This window comes from Streptomyces sp. NPDC047079, from assembly GCF_040643755.1.
In the GTDB taxonomy this organism is placed as follows: domain Bacteria; phylum Actinomycetota; class Actinomycetes; order Streptomycetales; family Streptomycetaceae; genus Streptomyces.
This window is the reverse complement of the sequence record NZ_JBEYUZ010000004.1, coordinates 276078-288422: the sequence shown is the minus strand read 5'-3', so window position 1 is coordinate 288422 and position 12345 is coordinate 276078. Positions and strand designations below refer to the sequence as shown.

Genomic DNA, 12345 nt, shown 5'->3' with positions numbered 1-12345 from the left:
TGCTCAGTCCTCCGCACCGGCGGCGAGCCGCTCGGCGATCCGGCAGCGCCAGACCTCGTAGGCCGGCATGCCGTCGTCCACGCAGGGATCGGGCAGCGACTCCTGGCAGACGAGCACGGCCTGCTCGGGAGTGGTGCCGCACAGTACCTCGGTGGCCAGCACGGTGTGCTCGTTGCCCAGCCCCGCCTCGAGGCGCGCGGTGGCGGCGAACGCGGAACCCTGGGCGAGCCGGTGCCGGTGCTTCCCTGCCCGCTCCTGGAGGAGCTGCAGTTCTGCCCTGCCGGCGCCCCCGGCGTACGTGGCGGCCAGTCCGACCCCCGCGTACAGGTCCGCGTGCCGTTCCTCGGAGAACGAATCGATCATTGCAGTGACCCGCTCGACGTCCGTCCCGCCGACGAACCACATGGCACGGCCGATCCCCTGGTCGATGACCCGGTCGGCGTACCAGGACCACTGGGCGCCGGGCCAGGGGAAGTCGGGCTCCTGATACTGCCCGCGCACGTACTTGTCGGTGCGAAAGTACGCCTGGTGGAAGCCGTAGCCGTCGAGCACGAGCCAGCGCAGCAACGGGTCGGCGGTGTACATCCGGGACCAGCGGAACCGCGGCACCCGGGCCATGGCCCAGCCCACTCCCACGTAGACCATGTACTTGTGTCTCCCGGCCTCGCCACGCAGGAAGTGCTCCACGTGCCGGTTGCCGCCGATCGGCAGCCCGTCGCGCACCGCCATCCCCATGGCGGCGCCCTCGTAGGCGAACCCCCGGAACTGTGGCGGCACGGTCTCGAGTCGCACCTCGGCATCCGCGGTCGAGGAGGCCGCGGCGGCGTAGGCGTAGCCGGTCAGGAAGGACTCACCGACCGTTTCGAGTCGTTCGCGTGCCTCGGGACTCTTCTCGTGGAAGCCGCGGGTGGACAGCTTCGTCTCGTTCATGCTCGGGGTCAGCAGGCGGCTGCGGAGCCGGCCGAACTGATTCGCCATCTCTACTCCTCGTGGGAAGGGGCGAGGACCGCGCTCATGAAGTGCGCGCGGATGTTCCGGCGCCACAGCTCGTACTGCGGCACGGGGCCGGTGCCGGTGCGCTCGGCCTCGGTGCGGTCGGCCAGATCCACGGCCTCGTCAATGACCAGTCCGGTCAGCTCGGACGCGGCAGTGACCGTGTGCTCGGGCACGAACTGCGCGTAGTGCCTGGCCTTGATCGCGAACACCGCGCCGATCGCGAGGTCCGCGGCGTAGCCGGCCCGGGCGGCCGTGTCCCGCAGCCCTGCGAGCTCCGTGGCCGTCGCGCCGCCCGCGAAGGTCGCAGCGAGACCGACGCCGCTCCACAGGTCGGCCCGCCGGTCCTCGGTGAAGCGCTCCAGGGCCGCGGCCACGGCGGGGGCGCGGCCGCCGTGGATGAACCACAGCGCGCGTCCGATCCCCTGGTCCACGGCCCGCAGGAAGTACCCGGGATGCCCGTCCCACGGGTACGGGGCGGGCCGGTACTGCCCGTCGACCCACCGTGCCGTGTCGAAGTACGCGCGGTCGAAGCCGTACCCGTCGACGGCCAGCCAGCTCATCGTGGGGTGGAAGGGGATCTCGCCGAGATCGGGCAATACCTTGTGCCACAGCGGACGAGGCAACCGCGCCATGGCGAAGCCGATGCCGATGTAGGCCAGGAAGAAGTGCGGGCGGCCGGATCCGAGAATCAGCTCCCTGGTCCGATGCCCGCGCACCGCGTCGCGCACGGTGAACGCCATGACCGCCCCCTCGTACGCGAACCCTCGCAACTCGGGTTCGACCATCGCCAGCCGCCGTTCGACCTCCGCGGTCCCGCGGGTCTCGATGCCCCATTCGAAGCCGACGGCCACCGACTGAGGAATCGCCTCCAGCCGCGCCGTGGCCGGAGTCGGTACGACCGGGAATTCCCGGCCGGCGAAGCTGACCGAGTGCAGCGAAGGGGCGAGCAGAAGTCTGCGCAGCGAACCGAGCGGGGTGGCCATCTGGCAACTCTCCCTTGGCTGTCGGTCTCGACGGTCCGGGCCGGGCCGATCCCGCCTCGGACACCTTTGTCAGGCATCATCGCCACCGTCCCGGCGGGCCGGCCACTTCCGGAGTGCGCCGTCGCCGCCGACCCGGAAGTCCCGCAACGGCTGTGGGCGCTGTCGGCATCCTGGCCCCGGTGCAGGCGGATCCGACGTCGCTGCCCTGGAGCGGCCCGACGGGCGGCGGGTCGGTGCCCGTTGCCCGACATGCCCGGCGATCCGGCGGAGCCTGCCTGGTGGCCTGGGTCAGAGGTTCGTCGTTGGATCTGCTCGGCGGTCCACTCCCAGACCCGGCGTGCAGTGCCGCGGTCGCCCGAGTGTTCGCCGACCATCAGGCCGCTCGAACGCAACGCCGGCCTTCACCGCCCCGAACCGGGCGGTGAAGGCCGGCGCCGCACTCGGCAGCGTCTCCCGGCCGTGTCCCACCGGCAGGGAACGGTCCCTGCCATGAGCGTCAGACGGAGAGCCGGTGGAAGCCGCCGCCGAAGTACAGCAGCGGGTCGTCGGTCTCCTTGCGCCCGATGTCGAGCACCGAGCCCAGGAATATCGAGTGGTCGCCGCCGTCGTAAACCGCCGCAAGACTGCATTCCAGCCATGCCTGCGCGTCGGCCAGGACGGGAGTTCCGGTGTGCCGTCCGGGCGTGGTGTCGACCGTCTCGAACTCGCGCGGGCCTCGTGGCCTGCTGCGGTCCGCGAAGTACCTGGCGACGTCCTGCTGATGGCCTGAGAGGACGGAGACCGCGAAGGCCTCCTCCGTCAGGATGACGTCGTGGACCGCTGCCGTGCGCACCACGCACACAAGGATCAGCGGTGGTTCGAGCGAGACGGAGGTGAAGGAGTTCGCGGTCATGCCCCGGGGGATGTCCCGGCCCGCGCTGAGGACGGTGACCCCCGTGGCGAAGCGTCCCAGCACGCCGCGCAGTTCGCCGCGGGCGTGATCCGGCCGCGGCAGGTCGACAACGCGCAGGGGGCGGTGAGGTGGCGTCAGTGGGTCTGCGGTGGTCATGCCGTGGCCCCGGTCGTCGTGTCGACGAGTTGTCCACCGTGCCGCGCCGCGTAGGGCGCCAGCGCGGTGCGCAGCGCTTCCGGCACCCGGGCCGGACGGGTGTCGTTGTTCGGGCCGCGCATGCACGCGATCCGTTGCTGTCCCCGAGCCACGAGGTCCTCGGTTCCGTCCTGCCGCAGGCGGACGTAGTCGAAGCTGAAGGCCACCTGCGTCTGCGTCAGGTCGTCGAGGCGCATGCGGATCGACAGCTCGTCGAACGCCGTGATCTCCGCGAAGAACTCGCAGTCGACCTTGAGGGTGAACAGTTTCAGGTCGCCCTGGACGTCCGCGAGCACGTCGGGTGCGTGGTCCCGCAGGAACATCTCGCGGCACCGCCCCTGCCAGCGGAGGTAGTTGACGTAGTAGACGTTGCCGACCAGGTTGGTGTCCTCGAAACCGACCAGATGGCGATACTCGTAGTACGGCTGCATCGTCAGTCGTTCCTCTCCATGGTCTGCGCCATGAGCGCGAAGACAACGGGCTCGCCGACCCCTTCCAGGAGCGTCGGGAAGGTCGCGATCCGGGCCGCGCCCGAGCGCAGCACCACCCAGTGCTTCTCCGCCCCGGGCGTGCTGTCGACCGTGAGTGCGGCGAGTGCGCGGCCGTTCTTGCGCAGGCACTCGACCGCGCTCCACACCCTGGTGGCCGCGACGGACAGCTCTTCCTCGTGTTCGTTCGCGATCAGCCGGGCGAGGGCGGTGCCCTCCGGTCCCAGCAGCCCCTCCCATTCCTCGAGGGAGCGGGGCTCGGCCGGCTGTACGTCGCAGGCGACCGGCACCTCGCCGGCCACGACGAAGGTCACCCCTGCGCCGTGCGAGGCGGAGAGTTGCGGCCCGCCCGCGATCTCGGGCCTGCCGTCCGGACGGTAGGCCACCACCGTTCGACGACCCAGAGCCCAACTGGCTGCCTGGGCTGTGCACTTACGGCGTGCGGCCACTCCTTCCGCGGGTGCCTCGTCATCGGGCCGCACGACGCAGCGTACGGCCTCGGGCAGGAGCCGCTCGGCGCGCCGCTCCAGGTACGGGCCGAGCAGAGCGGGCTGCCAGGGCCCGGTTCCGTCCTGCTTGCGTACCGCCTGCAGGACCAGCCCCTCCCAGCGTTCGACCAGCATGCCCGACTGGTCGCGGACGTCGAGGTCGTAGACGTAGGTGTCGCCGGTGCGTGAGCGCTCCCGCGCGTGCAGCGTCACCTGCTTCCTGTCGTGCGCGGCGGTGGGGTCGGTCAGGTGGAGGCGCTCGATGCTCACCGGGAGCAGCGTGGCGTCCGGCACGCAGCACTGGATCGAGTGCATCAGGGCGTCCCGGGTTCCCGGGTCGGCAAGTACGAGTTCGGCAGGCAGATGCCGCGCGAACCAGGGGAGCGTGGCCGCGTCGGAGATCTCCGCGACACACTCCCTGGCGGCCAGTTGCCGGTAGCCGGCGAGGCGTTGGAAGCGCAGCCCTTGGAAGAGGACCGGTCCGTAGAGGTCGCGTGCGGGGTCCAGCGGGATCCGCGGCGCGTCGTCGCGGACGGGTGCGGGCCCGGTGTCCTTCGGCTCCGGTCGGTCGTAGCGGAGCGTGGCGCGGAAGTGGTCGGCCTGGAAGCCGGTCTCGCTGCTGCGGATGACGGCCCGTACGGCTCCGACGTTCTCGGCCAGCACCGCGACCCGGATGGTGGTCCGCCCGTCCGGAGGTATGACGATCGGGCGCAGGAACTCCACGTCCTCCAGCGTGGGTGCGCCCTCGAACCCGGTGAGCGCCGTAGCCGCCTGGGCCATGGCCTCCATGCCGAGGACCGCGGGGAACAACAGGTCGCCGTCGAGCTCGTGGTCAGCCAGATAGGGGTCACCCGAGGCGCTCAGGTCGGAGTCGACGACCAGTTCGACGCCCGGATAGTGGGCTTGCGGGCGGTCGACGAAGCGCAGCAGCGGGAGGTCGGTGGTCTCCAGTGTCAGCGTCGGCAGGCCGCCGGCACGTCCCATCACGACCACGCCGGACGGCGTCTGCGGCTCGGCGAGCAACTGCTTGAGCAGGGCCACGCCCTCCTCGGTGGGGATCGGCTCGATCCCCTCCCGGACCAGCGACTCCAGCACGCCGAGCCGCTCGCCCATGCCGGACCCGGACCACACGGACCACTCCAGAGCAATGCACCGGCAGTCGGGGTAGTCGTCCTGAACCCGCTGGGTCAGGTCGGTGAGCCAGTCGTTGGCGGTGGCGTAGTCGCCCTCGCCGCGCAGGCCGGCCCGGCCGATGATGCTGCCGAAGGTGACGAGGAGCCGCAGGGCGGCCGGATCAACCGCGGTGAGCACGTTCTCCAGGCCGGTGATCTTCGTGGCGAGGGTGCGGCGGAACGACGCCTCGTCCAGGTTGGTGAGTGCGTGCGGTTCGTTGCGTCCCGCGCCGTGAAGCACGGCGGTGACCGGCCCGAGCGCATGGCGGATCTCGTCGACCGCCGCCTTGACCTCGTCGGCGGACGTGACATCGGTGCTGACGTAGCGGAAGTTGACACCCGCCGCGGTCATACGGTCGAGGTTCGCCCGCAGTTCGGGATCGGTGGCCGGGTCCGACCGGCCGAGCAGGCCGACACCGGCTCCGGTACCCGCGGCGAGGGCGAGGGCGCATTCGGCAGTGATGCCCTTGCCGCCGCCGGTGACCAGCAGGACGTCCTCGGTGTCGAGCACCTGCGCCGTCCCGGGGGTCGCGCCATGCTCACCAGCCGGGGTAGCGAGCGGCAGCGCGCGCAGCACGGGTACGGTGCGGCGGTCGTCCGCCCCATAGTGGACCTCGCTGAACCCACTGGTCGCCGAGACGTCGGTGACGATGCGGGCGCTCAGTTCCCGTGCGCGTTCCGCCGGCATCCTGTTCGGCAGTGGCAAGGTGACCACCGTGGTCGCGATGCCCGGTGCCTCCAGGTGCAGGGTCTTGGCCAGCCCCGCCGCACCCCGCCGGTCACCGACCGCGACGAAGCGGGTGGCGTCGGTGCGGGACAGTGCGGCACGGGCTGCGGCGATCATGAGCGCCGTGTGGTTCTCGTCGCAGTCCCTGGGCAGGCACAGCAGCACGCCGCCGCCGAGCCCCCCGATGCGCAGCGCCTCGTGGAGCGCGGGCGCGAGCGGGTGCCCTTCGGGTGCGAACAGCTCCCAGTCGCCGTCGCCGGCGGACTCGGGTACGGCCGCGGGGCCCGGCTCCGCCGGCACCAGGTCGACGGCGAAGGCCCGTACCCAGGGGGCCACACCCAGGGGCACCTGGGGCTGTGCCGCGTCGTCATGGGCCGTCTCGTCCAGCCCGTCCAGCAGTTCCGCGAGCTCGGCCAGCGTGGAGGTGGCGAACGCCGTGGTCACCATCGGTGCGGTGATGCCGCGTTCCTGGGCAGCGCGGTTCATGATCTGAGCCACGGTGATGGAGCTCAGATGCAGCTCGTCGAGTGGGTTGCTGTGTGGGTTGACCGCCTCCAGGGGCAGTTCGGCACGCTCCGCGGCCAGGCGCAGGAGCACCGAGAGGCTGTCGCCGTCCCCGGCCGCGGCGGCTTCCGGCGCCTCGTTCGCCGGAGCGGAGACGGGCGGTGCGTCCAAGCGCACGTCGGCGAAGGACAGATCGACTTCGGGAGTCGACTCGCACGGGCTGGCGAAGAAGTGGAACTCCTTGTCCAGGGGCAACGGCCGGGTGAACCGGTCCTCGAACAGCGCGGCGTGCCGCAGGCCCGCGCCGAGGGTGTAGGCGGCCGCGGTCGCAGTCAGCAGGCCGGACAGAGAAGTGCTGTCCGCGTCGAGCGAGACGACGGGCACGCCGGGGGCGATGTCCGCGACCAGGCCCTGCAGGATCTTCCCCGGGCCGACCTCGAGCAGCAGGTCCACCTCAGTGGACAGGGCCTGGACCGCCTCGGCGAAACGCACCGGCTCCAGCACCTGCCGGGTCAGCAGCTCCGGCACATCGGTGTCGGCCGTGACCTCGCCCGCCGTCACCGTGGAGATCACGCGACGGGCCGGCGGGGTGAACTCCTGTGTCCCCAGGTAGGCCCCGAAGGCTTCGGCCGCGGGGGCGACGGCCTCGGAGTGGAAGGCGTGCGAGACGTTGATCAGCGCCGTGCCCAGGCCCTGGGCGGAGGCTGCGGCGCAGACTCGCTGGACGGCGTCCGCCGGCCCGGAGATCACGGTCTGCCGGGGACCGTTGTAGCCGGCGACCACGACCGGTTCCCCGGCCAGCAGCGGTTCGACGTCGGCGGCAGGAGCGGCGATGCCCGCCATGCCTCCGCCGCCCTCGCTCGCCTCCGCCATGAGCCGGCCGCGCTCCGCGGCGATCCGCAGCACCGAGGCCTCGTCCGTCGCTCCGGCCCAGTGCAGGGCGGTGACTTCGCCGAGGCTGTGTCCGGCCGCGGCCACCGCCTCGATACCCAGGGTGGAAAGCACCCGCAGGGCGGCGAGGGAGGAGGTGACGATGCGCGGCTGCGCCACCGCGGTGTCCACCAGGTCGCCGTCGGTGGGCAGCGGGTGCGCGCGGTACAGCTCGTCGACCGAGGCGAAGCGCCGGCGTATCGCACCGCCGTCGCCCCGTCGGCCGGCGCCCTGGCCGGGGAAGAGGAACCCGATGCGGGCTTGCGGCGTCGCGCTGCCCAGGAACACCCCTCCCGCGATGTCGAGCGCCGACCGTGCCCCGCCGTCCAGCAGCGTGAGCAGCTTGGTGAAGCGCTGCTCCGCCTGTTCCGGGGTGGCCGCGACGACGGCGGCCCGGATCGGCCGGCCGTCGAGTTCGCTCTGCAGCGTGGCGGCCAGGTCGCCGAGTTCCGCGAAGGACAGTCTCGGGACGAAGGCGGCCAGGCGGGTGACCTTGCCGCGCAGCTCGGCCATCGTCTCGGCGTCGAGCATCAGCAGCTCCGCGTCCTGCCGGGACCGTACGAGCTGTCGGGTGACCCGGCCGACGGCCTCCTTGCGCACTCCGTCGGCGTGTTCGACCACGATGTGCGCGTTGATACCGCCGAAACCCATGGAGGAGACGCCCGCGCGGATGGGGGCGTCCTTGGGCCACAGCTCCGGCTCGCTGGGGACGCGCAGGGCCGGCCGGTCGCCGGTGAGTTCGGGATGCGGGTCCACGTGACTGGTCGCGGGCGGAATGACCTGGTGGCGTACGGCGAGGACGGCCTTGATGAGCCCGGCGACCCCTGCCGCCGCCTTGGTGTGCCCGAAGTTGCCCTTCACCGTGCTGATGGCGGCGGGCGCCGCGTCCGGGTCGGCGGCCCGGCGCGATTCCGAGAAGGCGCGCAGCTCGGTGGCGTCACCCACGGCGGTGCCAGTGCCGTGACCTTCGAAGTAGCCCACCGTTTCGATGCCGAACCCGGCGGCGGCGTAGGCGCGCTGCAGGGCGAGGCGGTGTCCGCCGGCCTCGGGCCGGGTGATCCCGCCGCGGCCGTCGGAGGAGTAGCCCCAGCCGGCGATGCTCGCGTACCGGAACCTGCGCTGCGCGACAGCGTCCTGGTCGCGCATGAGCACGAGGATGCCGCAGCCCTCACCGGGCCAGAAGCCGTTGGAACCACGGTCGTAGACGCGCATCTCACCGGTGGCGAGAGCACCCGTCTTGGCGAAGCCGATCACTTCGAAGGGGTCGATGCTGAGGTCCACACCGCCGACGACGGCGACGTCGAGCCGTCCGTCGGCCAGGGCGTCGCATGCGGTGGCGACGGAGAGCAGCGACGAGGAGCAGGCCCCGTCGACGGTGAACCCACCGCCCTTGAGGTCGAAGTGGTTGCAGATCCGTCCGGCGATGGTGTTGGCGAGACCGCCGGCCAGGGTGTCCTCGCCGATCGGCGGGAAGGGACTCTTGTAGCGCTCCTCGAGTTTTTCGAGGAACACGGCCAGGGTGGCGTCGTCCCAGCCCTGCTCGCGCAGCGCCGCTCCGACGGTGCGGCGCACATAGGGCCAGCGCAGCCGCATCAGGTTGGCCCGGCTGAACTCGCCGGTGAGGGTGTTGCCGATGATGACCCCGGTGTTGAGGTCGCCGAGGCCCTCCCCGAAGGGGAAGCCGGCGTCCTCGAGGGCCTGGGCGGCGGTGTCGAGCGCGAGCCAGTGCGTCATGTCGGTGGCGCGGAAGGTACTGCCCGCTACCCGGTACTTGACCCGGTCGAACTCGAAGCCGTCGAGGACGGCGGCCTTGCTGGAGTAGAAGCGGTCCGGAGCCGCGGGGTCGGGCGAGTAGTAGTCCTCGGCGCGCATCCGCTCGTCCGGCAGCCGGCGGAAGGCCCGTCGGCCGGCCAGGACGTTCTGCCACAGCTGCTCGTGGGTGTCCGCGTCGGGGTAACGGCAGGCCATGCCGACGACGGCGATTCTGGCGGGGTTGGGTCGGGAGGAGGACGTCATGCGGCCACCGCCTCGGTCGTGGTCTTGTCGCCGAGCGCCGTACTCGGACCCACGGCGTGGTCGCCCCCGGAGGTCCCCGAGGCGTTCCGGCGCTGGACGAGATGGGCGACCCACCAGCCGATGCCGCGCAGAGCGCAGACCGCGGTGGTGGCGAAGAAGAGGGTGTAGACGACGTTGAAGAGCATCATGATGCCGTAGACGACGGCGACCGAGGACCCGAAGACGAACTGGTTGCGCCCCTTGGTGGGGGTGGTGCCCGGGTCAGTGATCATGTAGTTGGTGAACAGGACGAAGGCCACGCCGCTCATCGGTCCGAGCGCGGACGCCAGGGCCACGTCCCAGAACCAGTGCCGGATCAGGGCCTGGATCACGAAGCCGCCGAGCCAGCCGACGATCAGTGCGGTCCGCTTCGTGAGCGCCGTGTTGATGATCGTTCCGGCGGTGGCGATGATCAGCGGGATCGCCACTCGGAAGAAGGTGTTGGCGTTCTCGGTGAACTGGTAGGGCGGAGAGATGCTCACCCATGATCCGAAGCAGACCAGCGTGAGGGTGATCCCGAAGTTGGACGGGTTCATGTAGTGCCGCATGCGGCCCGCGACGGGGGCCTGCAGCGCGTGCTTGCCCGCGACACCCACGAACACCCCGAAGAGCACCGGCAGGATCTGGTTGTTCGCGTACAGCAGCATGTTCGCGGCCAGTGCCGTGATGTGGGAGGGCAGGAGGAACTCGTAGACGCCGCGGAATCCCCTGCCCCGGAAGCGCGGTGAACGACGCTGGGCCCAGGCACTCAGCAGCTCGAGGAGGATCTCGGTCGTGTAGCCGGTGACAACCGCGATGATGGGCCACAGCCATGGCTGCTCGAAGCCGAGCACGGTGTACCCGAGAATGTTGAACACGCTCATCGAGATGGCGAAGTTGCGCAGAGCGAGGTAGCGGGGGTCGCGTTTGGCCGCCGGCGGGGATCCGGCTGGTGAAGAGGCAACGGCGGTCATCGGTTGGCAACCTCCTGCGCGGTGTCGGTCAGCATGAACGTGTGGGTGCCGGGGGTGAGCTTCTGGGTCGTGCGGTGCCTTCCGCCGTCCGCGTCCCGCCACGACAGTTCCACGGTCGCCGGCCCGTGGTACGAGTCGAGTCCGAAGTGCACGTCGAAGCTGCGGAAACCGCTGTGGCCGCCGCCGCCGTCGAGCTGGGAGACCTGGGTGCCGGCGGGCGTCGTGACCTTGACGGTGGCGCCGTAGGCGGGCGCGCCGATGTTCGCGATGCCCTTGCCCTTGCCCTTGCCCGCGTCCTGGCCGGAGCCGGCGGCGGGCCGGTACAGGCGCAGGCCGAGGTACTGGCCCTTGTCGGCGGCCTGGTTGGCGTAGAAGGCCGGCGGACCCCACTGTCGCGCGACGGCGAAGTCGAGGGTGCCGGTCCCGGTGGTGTCCCCGGTGGCGAGCGCCCGGCTGGGGATCTTCACGTCCAGCCCCAGCTGCTTGGAGACGTTGGCGTACTTTCCGCTCTCGGTCCTCGCGTAGAAGCCCAGTATGTCGTCGCCGGCGATGTCGTCACCGGGCTGGACGTGGGGCCACATGGCCGGGTTGGACAGCAGGTCGTCGTTGGTCATGGCCATCTCCTGCAGCCAGGGCCAGCGGTCGATCTTGCCCTTCACGAAGCCGGTGGCCTGCAGGATCGACACCTCCCCGTTGTTGAGGAAGTCGGCCATCTTGGTGTCCCAGCCCCAGCCGGTCCAGGCGACACCGTGCTGCTGTGCCTCCTGTGTGAACGGCGCCTCGCCGGCGGCCAGCTTGCGGGCCATGTCGGCCTCGTTCTTGGCCTTGTTCATCCAGAGGAAGTTGCTCTCCTCCAGGCCCCAGTCGACGGTGATGTTGCTGACCATCATGTCGAAGCGGCCGTTGTGGTCGACGTCGGCGAAGTCGACTCCCATGCCCTTGAAGGAGCCCTTGCCGAGCACGAAGGACTTGGGCGTGGTCGGCGTGCGCTTCCCGGTGGCCTCGGTGTACTCGATGTGCCCGGGGGTCGACCGGTTGTAGAGCAGGTGGTCGTGGCCGAAGTCGTCGGCGATGTACATCTCGGGCAGGTCGTCTCCGGTCAGGTCGGCTCCGGAGATCGCGAGCGTCCAGCCGGTGGACGCGTGGTAGGGGATGGCTCCCTTCTCCTCCACGAAGGAGACGGTGGGCTCGTCGCCGACTCTCGCGCCGGTCCAGCGCAGGACATGGTCGCCGCCGGCGTTTTTCGAGTTGGACAGCGAGTCGTTCATGCCCACGTTGTCGAGACCCTTCGGGTCGAGCACATCCGAGTCCCGGAAGTAGTTCCCCACCACGACCGACGGGTGTCCGCTGCCGTCCAGGTCGCCGACGTACACCGCGTCGGTGTTCCAGCGGGGGCCGTGGTACGCGCCGTCGGAGCTCTCCGACGGCACGACCTCGCGCGGCACGTACGCGTCCGGTGAGAGGGTGGTGGCGCTGTCCTTGGCCATGAACACGACGGGCGTGCGTCCCCAGTAGGAGACCAGCAGGTCCATCCTGCCGTCACCGTTGAAGTCCCCCGGTGCGCAGCCGGTGGGCGCCATGGCGTGGTCCATCGGAAGCGGGGCCGCGTCGAGGACGAACGGAGTGAACCGGTCGTCCTTCGCTGCGGTCGGGGTGTACGTCACGACGACCTTGTCGGTACGGGTGTCGACGATGCACATCCCGTCGGCCTTCCCGTGGCCGACCAGGTCGTTGACGGCTATCCCGGCACCGACCGAGGAGATCCAGGAGCGTATCTTCTGATAGGCCGGATTCACCTTGCGAACCGTGTTCATGTGCTGCGAGTTGTAGCCGGGTGGCAGCGCGATGGGCATTTCCTGGAACTTGTACTTCGCCGCGGCGTCATCACCGCCGGCCACGGCGACGGAGGTGCGGACCGCGAAGAACAGGGACGCGGCCACCAGTACCGTCACCACACCTGGC

Annotated in this window: 7 protein-coding genes; all 7 read right to left on the bottom strand. The window is 70.7% G+C overall.

Annotation, left to right across the window (positions count from 1 at the left end; genetic code table 11):
* Positions 1-3: 3 nt before the first annotated feature.
* Positions 4-978, bottom strand: coding sequence for a DUF1702 family protein (locus ABZ823_RS08290; RefSeq protein WP_361655421.1), 975 nt, complete (start codon positions 976-978; stop codon positions 4-6).
* A 2-nt stretch (positions 979-980) separates the two neighbouring features.
* Positions 981-1979, bottom strand: coding sequence for a DUF1702 family protein (locus tag ABZ823_RS08285; RefSeq protein WP_361655418.1), 999 nt, complete (start codon positions 1977-1979; stop codon positions 981-983).
* A gap of 496 nt (positions 1980-2475) precedes the next feature.
* The gene (locus ABZ823_RS08280; RefSeq protein ID WP_361655415.1) at positions 2476-3027 is read right to left on the bottom strand and encodes a flavin reductase family protein; all 552 of its coding nucleotides are present in this window, start codon (positions 3025-3027) and stop codon (positions 2476-2478) included.
* Positions 3024-3497 (bottom strand): acyl-CoA thioesterase, encoded by a 474-nt coding sequence (locus ABZ823_RS08275; RefSeq protein ID WP_361655412.1) that lies wholly within the window; start codon positions 3495-3497, stop codon positions 3024-3026. The genes ABZ823_RS08280 and ABZ823_RS08275 overlap by 4 nt, the downstream gene beginning before the upstream one ends.
* Positions 3498-3499: 2 nt before the next feature.
* On the bottom strand, positions 3500-9391 hold the full coding sequence (locus ABZ823_RS08270) for a type I polyketide synthase (protein ID WP_361655409.1): 5892 nt from the start codon (positions 9389-9391) through the stop codon (positions 3500-3502).
* The gene (locus tag ABZ823_RS08265; RefSeq protein ID WP_361655406.1) at positions 9388-10383 is read right to left on the bottom strand and encodes an enediyne biosynthesis protein; all 996 of its coding nucleotides are present in this window, start codon (positions 10381-10383) and stop codon (positions 9388-9390) included. The genes ABZ823_RS08270 and ABZ823_RS08265 overlap by 4 nt, the downstream gene beginning before the upstream one ends.
* Positions 10380-12335 (bottom strand): CRTAC1 family protein, encoded by a 1956-nt coding sequence (locus ABZ823_RS08260; RefSeq protein WP_361655403.1) that lies wholly within the window; start codon positions 12333-12335, stop codon positions 10380-10382. The genes ABZ823_RS08265 and ABZ823_RS08260 overlap by 4 nt, the downstream gene beginning before the upstream one ends.
* Positions 12336-12345 lie beyond the last annotated feature (10 nt).